A 16,413-nucleotide genomic window follows, 5' to 3' on the forward strand; every position below is an offset into this window, starting at 1 on the left:
CTACGCGTCACGGGTGATGAGCAGCAGCGCCCGGTCGTCGTTGACGTCCTTGGCGCACGCCTCGATCAGGTGCCAGGCCGCGCCCTCGAAGCCGGAGGGGACATGGCGGTCGGCCTCGCCGGTGAGCCGGTCGATGCCCTCCGCGATGTCCCGGTCCGCCGCCTCGACCAGGCCGTCGGTGAACAGCATCAGGACGTCACCGGGGCGCAGCGAGCCCTTGACCGGGTGGAACTCGGCGCCGTCGTACACCCCCAGCAGCGGGCCCTCGCCGGCCTTCTCCTCCCACCGGCCGGTGCCCGCGTGCAGCTGGAGCGCCGGGAGGTGGCCCGCCGACAGCAGCTCGTAGTCGCCCGACTCCAGGTCCAGCACCAGGTGGATGGAGGTGGCGAAGCCCTCGTCCCAGTCCTGGCGCAGCAGGTAGCCGTTGGCGGCCGGCAGGAAGCCGTGCGGCGGGAGCGAGCCCAGCAGCCCGCCGAAGGCGCCGGACAGCAGCAGCGCGCGGGAGCCCGCGTCCATGCCCTTGCCGGACACGTCGGTGAGGACGACCTCCAGGGTGCGCCCGCCGTTGGTGCGGGCGGCGACCACGAAGTCGCCCGAGAAGGACTGGCCGCCCGCCGGGCGCAGCGCCATCTCGTGGTGCCAGCCCCGGGGCAGCCGGGGCAGGGCGCTCTGCACCCGGATGCGTTCGCGCAGGTCGAAGAGCATGGTGCCGCCGCGTCTCCAGGGCACGCCGACGCGGGCCCGGAACTGGGCGATCAGCAGCCCGAACAGCCCGCACGCCGCCACCACCAGCACCGTGCCCGGGGTGACCCGGGCGGCGCCCTCGGGGTAGGGGCCGAGGACCGCGGACTCCACGATCAGGGCGCCCGCCGCCGCCGCGTACAGCGCCAGCAGGCTCGCCGGGCGCAGCAGCAGGCCGCCCGCGACGATCGGCAGGACGAGCGCGGACGGGTCGGCCCACACCGGGGTGGCGATGGTGAGGAAGGAGATCGCCGGGATGGTGAGGAGCAGCCCCGCCAGGGCGATCCAGTCCGAGCCGTCGCCGCGGAAGTAGTCCACTCCGGATTTGCGCAGGCCGACCTTGGCCCGGCGGGCGGACTTCCGCATCCGGGCCAGGTACGCGTCCACTCGTGCGCTGCGGGCCATTGGCCTGGACCCTATCCACCCGGTGGCCCCGCGTGCAGGGGGACCCCTGTGACATTGCGTTCGAAATTGGGTCGCCGCGATCACCCCCGACTGGTACGCATGGCATATGACGAGGGACTTACGCGTGCTCCGGTCCGGTGAATGGGACCGCTGGTACGGGCAGTTGGAGCTGGCGTTCGGAGGCGTGCCGGAGAGCCCGCAGGAGCGGGAGCTGTGGCGCTCGCTGACCGAGCGGGAGCGCTCGATCGGTGTCTGGGACGGGGACGCCTGCGTCGGTACGGCCGGGGCCTTCGGCTTCCGGCTGTCGGTGCCGGGCGGCGCGCTGGTGCCCGCGGCCGGGGTGACCATGGTGTCCGTGGCGCCCACGCACCGGCGGCGCGGCGTCCTCACCTCGATGATGCGGCGCCAGCTGGACGACGTGTTCGCGGGCGGTGAGCCACTGGCCGTACTGACGGCGTCGGAACCGGCGATCTATGGGCGGTTCGGCTACGGCGTCGCCACCCGGCAGCTGCGCGCCCGGATCGACACCACCCGCGTACGGATGTCCGTGCCGGGAGGGACGGATGACGTAGCCCTGCGGCTCGTCGCGCCCGACAAGGCGAGCGCCGCGTGCGAGGAGGTGTACGCCCGGCTCGTCCCCGGGCGGCCGGGGATGCTCGCCCGCGCCCCCGGCTGGGAGCGCGTGCCGCTGCTCGACCCGCCGGGCGACCGGAACGGCGCCTCGCCGCTCCAGTGCGTCCTGGCCGAGCGGGCCGGCGAGGTCGTGGGGTACGCCCTGTACAGCACCCGCCCGGAGTGGGGCCCGGCCGGCCCGCACGGGACGGTGCGGCTGCGGGCCATGGGCGCGCTGGACCCGGCGGCGTACGCGGCGGTGTGGCGCTTCCTGTGCGGCATCGACCTGATGGCGTCGGTCGAGGTGGGCAACCGGCCGGTGGACGACGCGTGGCAGCACCTGGTCTCCGACGTCCGGCGCTGCGAGGTGCGCGTCCAGGACGGGCTGCACCTGCGGCTGGTGGACCTGCCCAGGGCGCTGGAGGCTAGGACGTACCAGGTGCCGGTGGACGTGGTGTTCGACGTGGAGGACGCCTTCTGCCCCTGGAACACGGGGCGTTGGCGGCTGTCGGGCGGCCCCGAGGGGGCCACCTGCTCACGGACCGAGGACGCCGCGGACCTCGCCCTGTCGGTACGGGAGCTGGGCGCGGCGTATCTGGGCGGCGCCTCCCTCGCGGTGCTGGCGGACGCCGGTCTGGTACGGGAGCTGCGGCCGGGGGCGCTGGCCGGCGCGTCCCTCGCCTTCGGGGCCCCGGTCGCGCCCTGGCTGCCTCACGGCTTCTGACAGCCGGGGCACCAGAAGAGGTTGCGGGCGGCGAGGCCGGCGGTACGGATGTCGCCGCCGCACACGTGGCAGGGCAGGGCGGCGCGGCGGTACACGTACACCTCGCCGCCGTGGTCGTCCACGCGCGGCGGGCGGCCCATGGCCTCGGGGGTGTGCTCGGGGCGGACGGTGTCGATGCGGTTGTTGCGCACGCCCTCGCGCATCAGGGCGACGAGGTCGGCCCAGATCGCGTGCCACTCGCCCTCGGTGAGATCCCGCCCCTGCCGGTACGGGTCGATGCCGTGCCGGAAGAGCACTTCGGCGCGGTAGACGTTGCCGACGCCCGCGACGACCTTCTGGTCCATGAGCAGGGCGGCGATGGTGGTGCGGCTGCGGGAGATCCGGCGCCACGCCTTCTCCGGGTCGTCGCCGTCCCGGAGCGGGTCGGGCCCCAGCCGCTCGTGTATCGCCCGCTTCTCCGGTGCGGTGATCAGGGCGCAGGTGGTGGGGCCGCGCAGATCCATGTACGCGCCGGCGCCGGCGATGCGCAGCCGTACGGTCTCGGTGGGCGGCGGGGCGGGCGCGTCCCCGAAGCGGACCTTGCCGAACAGCCCCAGGTGGATGTGCACCCACCCGGTGTCCCCGAACTCGAGGAACAGGTGCTTGCCGTGCGCCTCGGCGCCGTCGAGGACGCGGCCGTCGAGCAGCGCGGCACTGTCGGAGAACTTGCCCTGGGGGCTGGTGACCCGGACGGGGTGGCCGGCGAAGCGGGTGCGGTGGTCCTGGGCGAGCCGGTGGATGGTATGCCCTTCGGGCACGGTTCTCCTTCTGTACGCGAGCGAACGGTGCCGTGGCCCCCACTGACGGCCCGCAGTCGGCGTACGGCCGGGGTGGGGCCGTGCCCTATACCCACGGCCTGCAGTCGGCGTACGGCCGGGGTGGGGCCGTGCAGGGTCGCCCCCGCAGCGGATCGGCGGCGTCGCACGGTCACCCTTCCGGCTGGGTGCCCCGCCGACCGCGAGGAGGTGAGCCCGGAGGGGCCACACCCCCCACCCACCGGCACCGCACCGGTCCGTTGTGCCCACCCTCCCCCAAGCTCTCGGCTTCGCTCGAGCAGGGGGGACCCCCATCGCCCTGCGGGACGATTGCCCACAACGTGGGGGACGGCGGGCGGGGGCGCGCCGGGGGGGTCAGGCTTCCTGGGGGTGGTGCGGGGGGATCGGGGGGAGCTCGCCGGTCGTCTCGTATGCCGAGAGCATCTCGATCCGGCGCGTGTGACGCTCCTCACCCGAGTACGGCGTGCTCAGGAACGTCTCCACGAACTTCGTGGACTCCTCCACCGAGTGCATCCGGCCGCCGATGGCCACCACATTCGCGTTGTTGTGCTCGCGGCCCAGCGCCGCCGTCTGCTCGCTCCAGGCGAGCGCCGCCCGCACGCCCTTCACCTTGTTCGCGGCGATCTGCTCGCCGTTGCCGGAGCCGCCGATCACGATGCCGAGGCTGTCTGGGTCGGCCGCCGTCCGCTCAGCGGCGCGCAGGCAGAACGGCGGGTAGTCGTCCTGGGCGTCGTAGATGTGGGGGCCGCAGTCGACGGGCTCGTGGCCGTGGGCCTTGAGCCACTCGACGAGGTGGTTCTTGAGTTCGAAGCCGGCATGGTCGGAGCCGAGGTACACGCGCATGGGTCCGAGTGTGGCACGCGCGGGGCGGGGCGGGTCGCCGGGGCCCGCGTATCACGATCCGGAATCGGGTCTTTCGGTGCGTCCCGGTCTCGTGCTTGCATGCTCGGGCTCGTAACCCGAGCGCCGCACAGACGTTAGGAATCGTCCATGACGACGCAGTCGACCCTGCCGAAGGAAGGCGGAGTGCCCGGAGAACCCGGCACTTCGCAGTCCCCCGACGGTCTCAAGGCCGGGCTCAAGAACCGCCACCTGTCCATGATCGCCATTGGTGGCGTGATCGGCGCCGGCCTGTTCGTCGGCTCCTCCGGCGGCATCGCCAAGGCCGGCCCCGCCATCCTCATCTCGTACATGATCGTGGGCGCGCTGGTCGTGTTCGTGATGCGCATGCTCGGCGAGATGGCCGCGGCGAGCCCGAACTCCGGCTCGTTCTCCGCGTACGCCGACCGGGCCCTCGGCCGCTGGGCGGGCTTCTCGATCGGCTGGCTGTACTGGTTCTTCTGGGTCGTGGTGCTGGCCGTCGAGGCGACGGCGGGCGCGGTGATCCTGGAGGGCTGGATACCGGCCGTGCCGCAGTGGGCGTGGGCGCTGATCGTGATGGTGGTGCTGACGGCCACCAACCTCGTGTCGGTGTCCTCGTACGGCGAGTTCGAGTTCTGGTTCGCCGGCATCAAGGTCGTGGCGATCGGTGCCTTCGTGGTCATCGGCCTGCTGGCCGTGTTCGGCTTCCTGCCGGGGTCGGACAACCCGGGTGCGGGGCTGGCCCATCTGACCGACGCGGGCGGCTTCTTCCCGCACGGCGCGGGCGCCATCCTCACCGGTGTGCTGATGGTGGTCTTCTCCTTCATGGGCAGCGAGATCGTCACGCTGGCCGCCGGTGAGTCGGAGGACCCCCGGCGCGCGGTCACCAAGGCGACCAACAGCGTCATCTGGCGTATCGCGGTCTTCTACCTGGGCTCGATCTTCGTCGTCCTGACGCTGCTGCCGTGGAACGACCCGTCGATCGTCAAGAAGGGCTCGTACGTCGCGGCCCTCGACTCCATCGGCATCGCGCACGCCGGCCAGATCATGAACGTGATCGTGCTGACGGCCGTGCTGTCCTGCCTGAACTCGGGCCTCTACACCGCGTCCCGCATGGCGTTCTCGCTGGGTGAGCGGGGTGACGCGCCGAAGGCGTTCGCCAAGGTCAACGCGAAGGGCGTGCCGACGGCCGCGATCCTCGCCTCGGTGGTCTTCGGCTTCGTCGCCGTGTACTTCAACTACGCGTTCAAGGACACGGTCTTCCTCTTCCTGCTGAACTCCTCGGGCGCGGTGGCGCTGTTCGTCTGGCTGGTGATCTGCTTCACCCAGCTGCGGATGCGGGGCATCCTGATGCGGGAGGTGCCGGAGAAGGTCACGGTGAAGATGTGGCTCTTCCCGTACCTGACGTGGGCGACCGCCGCGATGATCTCGTTCGTGCTGGTCTACATGCTGTTCGACGACGCGAACCGCGAGGTCGTGCTGGCCTCGGTGCTGGTCGCCGTCCTCGTGGTGGGCACGGGTGTCGTCCTGGACCGCCGCCGCCGGAAGGCCGCGTCGCTCACCTGACGAAGGCGCCGCCCCCACGGACCCGCGAACGACGCGAACGAAGAGGCTCCCCGCACCGGCCGGTGCGGGGAGCCTCTTCCCTTACGTACGGACAAGCCTTCAGCCCTTGTGGCCGACGGCCTTCCAGGCGGTGGGCAGCAGGCCCATCGCCAGCGCCGCCTTGACGGCGTCGCCGATGAGGAAGGGGGTGAGGCCCGCGGCGACGGCCTGGGACAGGCTCATGCCGGTGGCGAGGGCGAGGTAGGGGACGCCGACCGCGTAGATGATCAGGGAGCCGAGCGCCATGGTGCCCGCGGTGCGCAGGACGGAGCGGTCGGCGCCGCGCCGCGCGAGGGCGCCGACGACGGTGGCGGCGAGCAGCATGCCGAGGATGTAGCCGAAGGACGGCATGGCGTACCCGGAGGTGCCCTGGGCGAACCACGGGACGCCCGCCATGCCGACGACCGCGTAGAGCGCGAGGGACAGGAAGCCGCGGCGGGCGCCGAGGGCGGTGCCGACGAGCAGGGCCGCGAAGGTCTGGCCGGAGACCGGGACCGGCGAGCCGGGGACCGGGACGGCGATCTGCGCGGCGACACCGGTGAGCACGGCGCCACCGGCGACGAGCGCGAGGTCGCGGACGCGGGTGCGGCCGGTGGGCAGGAGGTCGGCCAGGACCACTCCGGTGCGGGCGGGGACTGCGGCGGTGCTCATCGGGACTCCGGCGGGGGTGAGGGGCGTGCGGGACAGGCCGACCGTAGCCCAGGAGTGAACGCCCGATCACCGTCCGCCGACCACAAAGCGCCTCACCGGGGGTTGGTGGGGTTCACACAAAGAACCCCGGGACACCTCGTCCGGCGTGATACGCGTCACTAGGGGTCGCCGGGTGGACCATCCCTTTTGCGCCAACGGGGTGCCAGTGGAGAGACTGTGGAGTCCTTCCAAATACCTGAGAGTACGAGCGCCATGCACGACGCCCCTCCCCCGCCGCTCGGCCCGGCACCCGAACCCCTGTCGCACGGGCTGAAGCAGCGGCACCTGACGATGCTGGGCCTCGGCGGGGTGATCGGCGCCGGGCTGTTCGTGGGCTCGGGCGCGGGGATCGCGGTCGCCGGCCCGGGGATCGTGCTGTCGTACCTGATCGCGGGCGCGCTCGCGATGCTGGTGATGCGGATGCTCGGGGAGATGTCGGCGGCGATGCCCGCGTCGGGCGCCTTCTCGGTGCACGCGGAGCGGGCGCTCGGCCGGTGGGCGGGCTTCTCGGTCGGCTGGCTCTACTGGTTCCTGCTGGTGGTCGTGCTGGCGGTGGAGGCGACCGGCGCGGCGCGGATCGCGAACGGCTGGGTGCCGGGCGTGCCGCAGTGGGCCTGGGTGCTGGTCTTCATGGTCGTGTTCACGGCGGCCAACCTGGCGGCGGTGAAGAACTTCGGCGAGTTCGAGTTCTGGTTCGCCGCGCTGAAGGTGGGCGCGATCGTGCTGTTCCTGGCCCTGGGGGTGGCGGCGATCGCCGGGTGGCTGCCGGACACCGCGCCGGTGGGGCTCGCCAACCTCACCGGGCAGGGCGGCTTCCTGCCGAACGGCTGGGACGGGGTGGTCTCCGGGGTGCTGGCGGTGGTGTTCGCCTTCGGCGGGCTGGAGGTCGTGACGATCGCCGCGGCCGAGTCCGAGGACCCGGCGCGCAATGTGGCGCGGGCGGTGCGCAGCGCGGTGTGGCGGATCCTCTTCTTCTACGTCGGGTCGATGCTGGTGATCGTGACGCTGCTGCCGTGGACGTCGATGGTGCCGGGGCAGAGCCCGTACGTGGCGGTGCTGGACGCGATCGGGGTGCCGGGCGCGGGCCAGATCATGAACGTGGTGGTGTTCGTGGCGCTGCTGTCGGCGCTGAACGCCAACCTGTACGGCTCGTCCCGGATGGTCTTCTCGCTCGCGGAGCGCGGGGAGGCGCCGAAGGGGCTGCTGGCGGTGTCGGGCGGAGGGGTGCCGCGCCGGGCGGTGCTGGCGTCGGTGGCGTTCGGCTTCGTCTCCGTCCTGCTCAATCTGAAGTGGCCCGACTCGGTGTTCCTCTACATGCTGAACGCGGTGGGGGCGGTGCTGCTGTTCGTGTGGGGCCTGATCGCGGTGTCGCAGCTGCGGTTGCGGCGGCGCCTGGAGCGCGAGGCGCCCGAGCGGCTGACGCTGCGGATGTGGGGCTTCCCGTGGCTGACATGGGCGGCGCTGGCGGCGATGGCGGCGGTCCTGGTGCTGATGCTGCTGGACCGGGGGTCGCGGGCGCAGGTGTTGTGGTCGGCGGGGGCGACCGGGGCGGTGCTGCTGGTGGCGTGGGTGCGGGAGCTGCGTACGCGACGGTCGTGATGATTGTGTGCGCGATCCTTCACATTGTGTGAGCACGGTGTCCGTATAGCGGGCGGTTGTTCCCTGTGAGCGGTGGGCCCGCCCACACTGTGGGACCGGCCCGGACCCTTGGGCCACCCCCGCATCCGCACCCCGTCTCAGCTACGGAACAGGGCACCCCCATGTCACGGACCTCCGCGCCCGCCGACGCGACCCCGGTCGAGCCGGCACCGGCCGACGCGCCGCTCTCGCACGGCCTCAAGCAACGGCACCTGTCGATGATCGCGCTCGGCGGGGTCATCGGCGCCGGGCTGTTCGTCGGTTCCGGCAAGGCCATCGCCGCCGCCGGTCCGTCGATCATCCTGGCGTACGCGATATCCGGCGCCCTCGTCATGCTCGTGATGCGCATGCTGGGCGAGATGGCCGCGGCGAACCCGGCGTCCGGCTCGTTCTCGGTGCACGCCGAGCGGGCCATCGGCCCCTGGGCGGGCTTCACCGCCGGGTGGTCCTTCTGGTTCCTGCTGTGCGTGGCGGTCGGCCTGGAGGGCATCGGCGCGGCGCAGATCATGACGGGCTGGTTCCCGGGCACACCGGAGTGGGCCTGGGTGGCCCTGTTCATGGTGCTGTTCTGCGTCACGAACCTGGCCGCGGTGAAGAACTTCGGCGAGTTCGAGTTCTGGTTCGCCGCGCTCAAGGTGGGCGCGATCGTGCTCTTCCTGGGCATCGGCGTCCTGGCCATCGCGGGCGTGCTGCCCGGCACCGACTCCCCCGGCGCCGGCAACCTCACCGGCCACGGCGGCTTCATGCCCAATGGCACCGAGGGCCTGATCGTCGGCCTGCTCGCCTCCGTCTTCGCCTACGGCGGCCTGGAGACGGTCACCATCGCCGCCGCCGAGTCCGAGCACCCGGTCGCGGGCGTCGCCAAGGCCGTGCGGACGGCGATGTGGCGCATCGCGATCTTCTACGTCGGGTCGATGGCCGTGGTCGTCACCCTGCTGCCCTGGACCCACGAGTCGGTCGTGGAGAAGGGCCCCTACGTCGCCACGCTGGACTTCCTGGGCATCCCGGCGGCCGGCCAGATCATGAACGTGGTGGTCCTGGTCGCCCTGCTCTCGGCGATGAACGCCAACATCTACGGTGCCTCGCGCATGGCCTGCTCCCTGGTGGGGCGCGGCCAGGGCCCGAAGTGGCTCGGCCAGGTCACCGGCGGGGTGCCGCGCGTCGCGGTGCTGGCGTCGTCGGTCTTCGGCTTCGTGTGCGTGCTGCTCAACTACTGGCGTCCGGACGACATCTTCGCCTGGCTGCTGAACATGATCGGCGCGATCATCCTGGTGGTCTGGTTCTTCATCGCCGCCTCGCAGCTGCTGCTGCGCCGCCGGCTGGAGCGCGAGGCGCCCGAGAAGCTGGTCGTGAAGATGTGGCTGTACCCGTACCTGACGTGGGTGGCGCTCGCCGGCATGGCTGCGGTCTTCGTCCTGATGGCCCGGGAGCCCGACACCCGTCTCCAGCTCTACTACACCGGCGGCCTGACCCTGTTCCTGGCCGTCGTCGGCTTCGCCCGGCAGAAGCTGGGCGCGGGCCGGACGGACTGACCCGGCCCCGGTCCGGTACGACGGGGGAGCCCCGGCGCGCGAAGCGCCGGGGCTCCCCCGTTTCCCGTTGCCGTTCCCGTACGCGCCCTCCCTGCCGTACGGGGAGGTGAAAACCGCCCGCACAGGACGTGAAGCCGCCCCGGCGGGGCCGGGTGGCCGCCCTAGCTTCGGGGCATGCATCGACGCTCCGTACTCCTCGCCGCGGGCGCGACCGCCGCCGCCGCGACCACCACCGCCGCCGCCTCCCCCGCGTCCGCCCGGGAGCCCGCCCACGCGCGCGTGGCGGGCGGTCCACCGCGCCCCCGGCGCCCGCTGGTGATCGGCCACCGGGGGGCGGCCGGCTGGCGGCCCGAGCACACGGCGGCCTCCTACACGCTGGCCGTGCAGACCGGCGCCGACTGGATCGAGCCGGACCTCGTCGCCACCCGGGACCACCACCTCGTGGTACGGCACGAGAACGAGATCTCCGGCACCACGGACGTCGCCCGGCGCCCCGAGTTCGCCGGGCGGCGCACCACCAGGACGGTCGACGGGCGGGCGGTCACCGGGTGGTTCACCGAGGACTTCACGCTCGCCGAGATCAGGACCCTGCGGGCGGTCGAGCGGCTGCCCCTGATCCGGAACCGCAACACCGTCTTCGACGGGCTCCAGCGGGTGATGACCTTCGAGGAGGTGGTGGCGCTGGCGCGGGACCTGTCCCGGCGTCACGGCCGGACGGTGACCGTCTTCCCGGAGACCAAGCACCCGTCGTACTTCCGCTCGGTGGGGCTGCCGCTGGAGCCCGTGCTGGCCGCGGCGGTGCGCCGGCTCCGGCTCGGCCCGCGCGAGTGCGTGATCCAGTCGTTCGAGCCGTCGAGCCTGCGGCTGCTCGCCGCCGAGGACCTGGGCGTCCCGCTCTGGCAGGCCCTCGGCACCTCCGGCGGCCCGTACGGGCATCCCCAGACGTACCAGGACATGATGACCCCGGCCGGGCTGCGGGCGATCGCCGCGTACGCCCAGTGGATCGGGCCCGACAAGTCGTCCCTGGTGCCGCCCTCCCCGCTGCCGGCGGACGCCCGCGCGGCGGGGCTGCGGGTGGGCGCCTACACCTTCCGCGCCGAGAACCGGTACCTGCCGGCCGCGCTGCGGCGGGGCGCCGATCCGGACGCCTTCGGGGACGCCTTCGCGGAGTACCACCACCACTTCGCGCTCGGTGTGGACGCCGTGGTGACCGACTTCCCGGACCTCGCCGTGCTCGCCCGGGACTCGCGCCCTAGGACGAAGGGCTGATCAATTCCGGCCGGACCTGCTGCTAGCCTGCATCTGCATATCGTTCGCAATAGTTCGCAAGAAGCAGCAGCAGTCGGAGGGCTCGGACATGGCGATCTACACACTTCCTGAACTTCCGTACGACTACGCGGAGCTCGAGCCGGTCATCAACCCGCAGATCATCGAGCTGCACCACGACAAGCACCACGCCGCCTACGTCAAGGGCGCGAACGACACCCTCGAACAGCTCGAGGAGGCCAGGGACAAGGACCAGTGGGGGTCCATCAACGGCCTGGAGAAGAACCTCGCGTTCCACCTCTCCGGCCACATCCTCCACTCCATCTACTGGCACAACATGACGGGCAAGAAGAACGGCGGCGGCGGCGAGCCGCTGGCGGCGGACGGCGTGGGCGAGCTGGCCGAGGCGATCTCCGCGTCGTTCGGCTCCTTCGCCAAGTTCAAGACCCAGCTGTCGAAGGCCGCCGCGACCACCCAGGGCTCGGGCTGGGGCGTCCTGGCGTACGAGCCGGTCAGCGGCCGCCTGATCGTCGAGCAGGTCTACGACCACCAGGGCAACGTCGGCCAGGGCTCCGTGCCGATCCTGGTCTTCGACGCCTGGGAGCACGCCTTCTACCTGCAGTACAAGAACCAGAAGGTGGACTTCATCGAGGCGATGTGGGAGGTCGTCAACTGGCAGGACGTGGCCAAGCGCTACACCCAGGCCAAGGACCGCACCCCGCTGATCGCCCCCTGACGCCCCGGGCAGCGGGCGCCTGAGACGTCCTGCTCGTGATCGTCTTCTCAACCTTCACCGGGCAGGCGGATGAAGGAAGGCCCCCCGCGAGGACATGACTCGCGGGGGGCCTTCTGTGCGCGCGGCGACAGGTGGCTGCGGCGACGGCTCGCTACAGCTACAGCTGCAGCTCGCTGCGGCTATAGGTTGCTGAAGTCGGGGCCCTGGGTGCGGCTCCGCTTGAGCTCGAAGAAGCCGGGCACGGACGCCACCGCCAGCGTGCCGTCCCACAGCCGGGCGGCCTCCTCGCCCCGGGGGGCCGGGGTGACGACCGGGCCGAAGAAGGCGATCTGCTCGCCGTCCGCGCCGGGCACCGCGATGACCGGGGTGCCGACCTCCTGGCCGACCTTGCTGATGCCCTCCTCGTGGGAGGCGCGCAGCTCCGCGTCGTAGGTGTCCTTGTCCGCGTACTCCGCGAGGGAGACGGGCAGCCCGGCGTCCTCCAGCGCCTCGCGGATCGCCGTGGGGGTGTGGCCCTCGCCCTTGGTGTGGAAGCGGGTGCCGAGGGCGGTGTAGAGCCTGCCGACCACCTCGTCGCCGTGCAGCTGCCGGGCGGCGGTCACCACCCGGACCGGGCCCCAGGCGGTGGCGAGCATCTCGCGGTACTCCTCGGGCAGCTCGTCGAGCTTGTCCTCGTTCAGGACGGCGAGGCTCATCACGTGCCAGCGCACGTCCACCGGGCGGACCTTCTCGACCTCCACCATCCAGCGGGACGTCATCCACGCCCAGGGGCACAGCGGGTCGAACCAGAAGTCGGCGGTGGTCCTGCTCTCGGACATCTCACTCCTCATGGTGGGCGCGGCGGGGCGCTCATGATCGGCCGGGTTCGTCCCCGGCACAACGCCGCCGGGCGCGGTGGCATTCCCGGCGGTCACCCGGGCGTCAGTGGCGCGTGGGAGGATCACTGCTGTCACAACGAGCCACGAAGGAGTGCCGCCCGTGCCCGGTGAGAATCTGTCCCGCGACGAGGCCCGCGAACGGGCCGAGCTGCTGTCCGTCGACGGGTACGAGGTCGCGCTCGACCTGCGGTCCGCGGTCGGCGGGAGCGAGTCGGAGCCCCGCACCTTCCGCTCGGTGACCACGATCCGCTTCCGCCGCACCGGGCGCGGGACCGCCACCTTCGCCGACCTGATCGCCCCGTCGGTGACCGCCGTGACGCTCAACGGCCGCGCCCTCGACCCGGCGGTCGTCTTCGACGGCGCCCGGATCGCGCTGGACGGCATCGCCGACGAGAACGTGCTGGTGGTGGACGCGCAGTGCGCGTACAGCCGGACCGGCGAGGGCATGCACCGGTTCGTCGACCCGGAGGACGGCGAGGTCTACCTCTACACCCAGTACGAGCCGGCCGACGCCCGGCGGGTGTTCGCCAACTTCGAGCAGCCCGACCTGAAGGCGCCCTACCGCTTCGAGGTGACGGCGCCCGAGGGCTGGTCGGTGTGGAGCAACGGCGCGGAGGAGTCCCGGGACGGCGAGGTGCGGCGGTTCGCCGAGACGGCGCCGATCTCCACGTACATCACCTGTGTGGTGGCCGGGCCGTACCACCGGGTGACGGACACCTACCGGCGCGGGGAGCTGGAGATCCCGCTGGGTGCGATGTGCCGCAAGAGCCTGGCCAGGCACTTCGACGCGGACGACATCTTCCTGATCACCAAGCAGGGGTTCGACTTCTTCCACGAGCACTTCGACTATCCGTACCCCTTCGGGAAGTACGACCAGGCGTTCGTGCCCGAGTACAACCTCGGCGCGATGGAGAACCCGGGCATGGTGACCTTCCGGGAGGAGTACGTCTACCGGGGCAAGGTGACGCGGGCGGCCTACGAGCGCCGGGCGAATGTCATCCTCCACGAGATGGCCCACATGTGGTTCGGCGACCTGGTCACCATGCGGTGGTGGGACGACCTGTGGCTGAAGGAGTCCTTCGCGGACTTCATGGGCTCCTTCTCGCTGGCCGAGGCGACCCGCTTCACCAACAGCTGGGTGACCTTCGCCAACAGCCGCAAGGCGTGGGCCTACCGGGCCGACCAGCTGCCCTCGACGCATCCGGTCACGGCCGACATCCGGGACCTGGAGGACGCCAAGCTGAACTTCGACGGCATCACCTACGCCAAGGGCGCGGCGGTGCTCAAGCAGCTCGTGGCGTACGCGGGCCGGGAGGCGTTCCTGGAGGGCTCCCGGCGGTACTTCACGCGCCACGCCTACGGCAACACCCGCCTGGACGACCTGCTGTCGGTGCTGGAGGAGACGTCCGGGCGGGACATGCGGGCGTGGTCCCGCTCCTGGCTGGAGACGTCCGGGGTGAACGTGCTGACGCCGGAGGTGGCGTACGGCGAGGACGGCCGGATCGCGGAGCTGGCCGTGGTCCAGGAGGGCGGCCGGCCGCGCCCGCACCGGCTGGCGGTGGGCCTGTACCGGCTGTCCCCGGAGGGCGAGCTGGTGCGGTACGCACGCGTGGAGGCGGACGTCACCGGCGCGCGGACCGTGCTGGCGGACCTGGCGGGTGCGGAGCGCCCGGCGCTGGTGCTGGTCAACGACGACGACCTCACGTACGCCAAGGTCCGCTTCGACCCGGACTCGCTGGCCACGCTGCGGGCGCACCTGGGCGGCCTGTCGGACCCGCTGGCGCGGGCGCTGTGCTGGTCGGCCCTGTGGAACCTGACGCGGGACGCGCTGCTGCCGGCGCGGGACTTCGTGGCGCTGGTGCTGGCGTTCGCGGGCCGCGAGTCGGACATCGGGGTGCTCCAGATGCTGCACGCCTGGGCGCGGTCGGCGCTGGTGCACTACGCGGCGCCCGAGTGGCGCGAGGAGGGCGGCCGGCTGCTGGCGGAGGGCGCGCTGCGGGAGCTGCGGTCGGCGGAGCCGGGCAGTGAGCACCAGCTGACCTGGGCGCGGTTCTTCGCGTCGGCGGCCTCGCGGGAGACGGACTTCCAGCTGCTGGAGGGGCTGCTGACCGGCTCGGCGAAGATCGACGGGCTGGACGTGGACCAGGAGCTGCGCTGGTCGTTCCTGTCGCCGCTGGCCGCGCACGGCCGGGCGGACGAGGCGGCGATCGCGGCCGAGCTGGCGCGCGACGACACGGCGTCGGGCAAGCGGCACCAGGTGCGTGCGCTGGCGTCCCGCCCGTCGGCGGCGGTGAAGGCGCAGGCGTGGGCGCAGGTGGTCGAGTCGGACGCCCTGTCCAACGCGCTGGTGGAGGCGACGATCGCGGGCTTCGCGCAGCCGTCGCAGCGGGAGCTGACCGCTCCGTACGCGCCGAAGTACTTCGAGGCGATCGAGCGGGTGTGGGCCGAGCGGTCCATCCAGATCGGCATGGACGTGGTGCGCGGGCTGTTCCCGTCGCTGCGGGACGAGCCGTCGACGCTGGAGGCCACCGACGCGTGGCTCGCCGCGCACGAGTCGGCGGCCCCGGCGCTGCGGCGCCTGGTGCTGGAGGCGCGCGACGACCTGGCCCGGGCGCTGCGGGCACAGGCGTGCGACGCGGCGGCCGGCGCGGCGCGGTAGGAGGCCGGCGCTCCGGGGCGGGCGGCTCCGGAGCAGGTGGGAGGCGGGGGCGGGGCCCCCTGATCGGCAGTCGAACGCCCGTACTTTAGGACGGGGTTGTCCCGGATTGTCGACGGGCGTGTAACAGCGGTTAGCGGCCCGGTCACCGGCGGGAAACCCCCGGGCATGACGAACACCCCGCTCTCCCCCCGCCCCCTGTCCGACCTGTCCGACCTGACCCGCCTCTCCGGCCCGGCCGGTGAGCGCCGACGGGTGCTGTCCGCCGCGCAGTTGCGCGCGCACGGTGTGTCCGCCGCCGCGGCCGCCGCACAGTGCCGGGCCGGCGGGCCCTGGCAGCAGTACCTGCCGGGGGTGTACCTGCTGCACCCCGGCCCGCCGACCGGCGAGGAGCGGCTGCACGCCGCGCTGCTCTACACGGACCGGCACCCGCAGCCGTCCGAGGCAATGGTCACCGGGGCGGCCGCGCTCACGCTGCACGGCTTCACCTCGACCCCGCCGCTGCTGTCGCTGGACCGGGTCGACGTGCTGGTCCCGCGCACCCGGCGGCTGCGGTCGGCCGGGTGCGTCCGGATCGTGCGGGCGCAGGAGATGCCCCGGCCGCTGGAGGTCACCGGGGTGCCGGTCGCCCCGGTGGCGCGGGCGCTGGCGGACGCGGTGGCGCGGATCGCGGACGCGGCGACCGTGCGGGGGCTGCTGACCGAGGCGGTGCGCGGCGGCCACTGCGAACCGGGGGCCGTGGTGCGGGAGCTGAACCGGGCGCGGCTGCTGGTCCGGCCGCACGTGGTGGACGCGGTGGACTCGCTGCTCGCCGAGGGGCGGGCGCTGGCCGAGGACCGGCTGTACGAGATGGTGCGGGCGCACGCGCTGCCCGAGCCGCTGTGGAACGTGGACCTCCGGTTGCCGGGCGGCCCGCACCTCGGCGGCGTGGACGCCTACTGGCCGGACCACGCGGTGGCGGTGGAGCTGGACACCCGCTCGCCGCGCCACGACGACGGCACGTCGTGGACGGAGTACACGCGCAAGCGCGAGCACCTGGAGCGGCTGGGCATCACCGTCGTCCACCTCACGCCGCGCAAGCTGCGGGACGGTCTGGAGCAGCAGGCGATCGTGGTGCGTACGGCGCTGATGGCGGCCGGGGACCGGGAGCCGGCCGCCTATGTGGTGGTCCTGCCGAGGTAGGGGCGTGCGCGCGACGGCGTACGGAACCAGAGCCGGCACCGGCACCACGCTCCGCAGCGGTGCAACTCTCAA

Annotated in this window: 13 protein-coding genes; 8 read left to right on the top strand and 5 right to left on the bottom strand. The window is 72.6% G+C overall.

The features are described from left to right. The gene (locus ACF08D_RS09805; RefSeq protein WP_392222029.1) at positions 1-1,146 is read right to left on the bottom strand and encodes a PP2C family protein-serine/threonine phosphatase; all 1,146 of its coding nucleotides are present in this window, start codon (positions 1,144-1,146) and stop codon (positions 1-3) included. A gap of 106 nt (positions 1,147-1,252) precedes the next feature. On the opposite strand from ACF08D_RS09805, the gene ACF08D_RS09810 reads away from it, so the two are divergent. Continuing rightward, positions 1,253-2,482 (top strand): GNAT family N-acetyltransferase, encoded by a 1,230-nt coding sequence (locus ACF08D_RS09810; protein WP_392222030.1) that lies wholly within the window; start codon positions 1,253-1,255, stop codon positions 2,480-2,482. Here the strand turns inward: ACF08D_RS09810 and ACF08D_RS09815 are convergent. Together ACF08D_RS09815 and ACF08D_RS09820 are read right to left on the bottom strand one after the other, a co-directional pair. Further along, on the bottom strand, positions 2,470-3,279 hold the full coding sequence (locus ACF08D_RS09815) for an Fpg/Nei family DNA glycosylase (RefSeq protein ID WP_392222031.1): 810 nt from the start codon (positions 3,277-3,279) through the stop codon (positions 2,470-2,472). The genes ACF08D_RS09810 and ACF08D_RS09815 overlap by 13 nt on opposite strands. 372 nt (positions 3,280-3,651) lie before the next feature. Then, complete coding sequence (locus ACF08D_RS09820; RefSeq protein WP_392222032.1) at positions 3,652-4,140, bottom strand: ribose-5-phosphate isomerase; 489 nt, start codon at positions 4,138-4,140, stop codon at positions 3,652-3,654. 147 nt (positions 4,141-4,287) lie between these two features. On the opposite strand from ACF08D_RS09820, the gene ACF08D_RS09825 reads away from it, so the two are divergent. Continuing rightward, complete coding sequence (locus ACF08D_RS09825; RefSeq protein WP_392222033.1) at positions 4,288-5,724, top strand: amino acid permease; 1,437 nt, start codon at positions 4,288-4,290, stop codon at positions 5,722-5,724. A gap of 99 nt (positions 5,725-5,823) precedes the next feature. Here ACF08D_RS09825 and ACF08D_RS09830 read toward each other — a convergent pair whose 3' ends face one another. After that, a complete protein-coding gene (locus ACF08D_RS09830; RefSeq protein ID WP_392222034.1) occupies positions 5,824-6,414 on the bottom strand; it encodes a biotin transporter BioY in 591 nt (196 codons plus the stop codon). Between the two features lie 252 nt (positions 6,415-6,666). Between ACF08D_RS09830 and ACF08D_RS09835 the strand changes: the two genes are divergently transcribed. From ACF08D_RS09835 to ACF08D_RS09850, 4 genes are all read left to right on the top strand, one after another. Continuing rightward, on the top strand, positions 6,667-8,052 hold the full coding sequence (locus ACF08D_RS09835; RefSeq protein WP_392222035.1) for an amino acid permease: 1,386 nt from the start codon (positions 6,667-6,669) through the stop codon (positions 8,050-8,052). A gap of 161 nt (positions 8,053-8,213) precedes the next feature. Then, a complete protein-coding gene (locus ACF08D_RS09840) occupies positions 8,214-9,623 on the top strand; it encodes an amino acid permease (RefSeq protein ID WP_392222036.1) in 1,410 nt (469 codons plus the stop codon). A gap of 174 nt (positions 9,624-9,797) precedes the next feature. Beyond that, the gene (locus ACF08D_RS09845) at positions 9,798-10,892 is read left to right on the top strand and encodes a glycerophosphodiester phosphodiesterase family protein (protein WP_392222037.1); all 1,095 of its coding nucleotides are present in this window, start codon (positions 9,798-9,800) and stop codon (positions 10,890-10,892) included. Between the two features lie 88 nt (positions 10,893-10,980). Continuing rightward, complete coding sequence (locus tag ACF08D_RS09850) at positions 10,981-11,625, top strand: superoxide dismutase (RefSeq protein WP_392222038.1); 645 nt, start codon at positions 10,981-10,983, stop codon at positions 11,623-11,625. A 179-nt stretch (positions 11,626-11,804) separates the two neighbouring features. Here the strand turns inward: ACF08D_RS09850 and ACF08D_RS09855 are convergent, their stop codons facing one another. Further along, positions 11,805-12,443, bottom strand: coding sequence for a DsbA family protein (locus ACF08D_RS09855; protein WP_392222039.1), 639 nt, complete (start codon positions 12,441-12,443; stop codon positions 11,805-11,807). Between the two features lie 160 nt (positions 12,444-12,603). Between ACF08D_RS09855 and pepN the strand changes: the two genes are divergently transcribed. Together pepN and ACF08D_RS09865 are read left to right on the top strand one after the other, a co-directional pair. Continuing rightward, the gene (gene pepN / locus ACF08D_RS09860; RefSeq protein ID WP_392222040.1) at positions 12,604-15,162 is read left to right on the top strand and encodes an aminopeptidase N; all 2,559 of its coding nucleotides are present in this window, start codon (positions 12,604-12,606) and stop codon (positions 15,160-15,162) included. 165 nt (positions 15,163-15,327) lie between these two features. Next, complete coding sequence (locus tag ACF08D_RS09865; protein WP_392222041.1) at positions 15,328-16,341, top strand: hypothetical protein; 1,014 nt, start codon at positions 15,328-15,330, stop codon at positions 16,339-16,341. The last annotated feature ends 72 nt before the right edge of the window (positions 16,342-16,413 follow it).

It is taken from the genome of Streptomyces sp. NPDC015131, assembly GCF_043079975.1.
In the GTDB taxonomy this organism is placed as follows: domain Bacteria; phylum Actinomycetota; class Actinomycetes; order Streptomycetales; family Streptomycetaceae; genus Streptomyces.

Bases quoted from the DNA above. Each gene is read 5' to 3' on its own strand.
- ACF08D_RS09865 (WP_392222041.1), top strand. From the start codon at position 15,328: ATGACGAACACCCCGCTCTCCCCCCGCCCCCTGTCCGACCTGTCCGAC.
- ACF08D_RS09830 (WP_392222034.1), bottom strand. From the start codon at position 6,414: ATGAGCACCGCCGCAGTCCCCGCCCGCACCGGAGTGGTCCTGGCCGAC.
- ACF08D_RS09825 (WP_392222033.1), top strand. From the start codon at position 4,288: ATGACGACGCAGTCGACCCTGCCGAAGGAAGGCGGAGTGCCCGGAGAA.
- ACF08D_RS09850 (WP_392222038.1), top strand. From the start codon at position 10,981: ATGGCGATCTACACACTTCCTGAACTTCCGTACGACTACGCGGAGCTC.
- ACF08D_RS09805 (WP_392222029.1), bottom strand. From the start codon at position 1,146: ATGGCCCGCAGCGCACGAGTGGACGCGTACCTGGCCCGGATGCGGAAG.
- ACF08D_RS09835 (WP_392222035.1), top strand. From the start codon at position 6,667: ATGCACGACGCCCCTCCCCCGCCGCTCGGCCCGGCACCCGAACCCCTG.
- ACF08D_RS09855 (WP_392222039.1), bottom strand. From the start codon at position 12,443: ATGTCCGAGAGCAGGACCACCGCCGACTTCTGGTTCGACCCGCTGTGC.
- ACF08D_RS09840 (WP_392222036.1), top strand. From the start codon at position 8,214: ATGTCACGGACCTCCGCGCCCGCCGACGCGACCCCGGTCGAGCCGGCA.
- ACF08D_RS09845 (WP_392222037.1), top strand. From the start codon at position 9,798: ATGCATCGACGCTCCGTACTCCTCGCCGCGGGCGCGACCGCCGCCGCC.
- ACF08D_RS09820 (WP_392222032.1), bottom strand. From the start codon at position 4,140: ATGCGCGTGTACCTCGGCTCCGACCATGCCGGCTTCGAACTCAAGAAC.
- ACF08D_RS09810 (WP_392222030.1), top strand. From the start codon at position 1,253: ATGACGAGGGACTTACGCGTGCTCCGGTCCGGTGAATGGGACCGCTGG.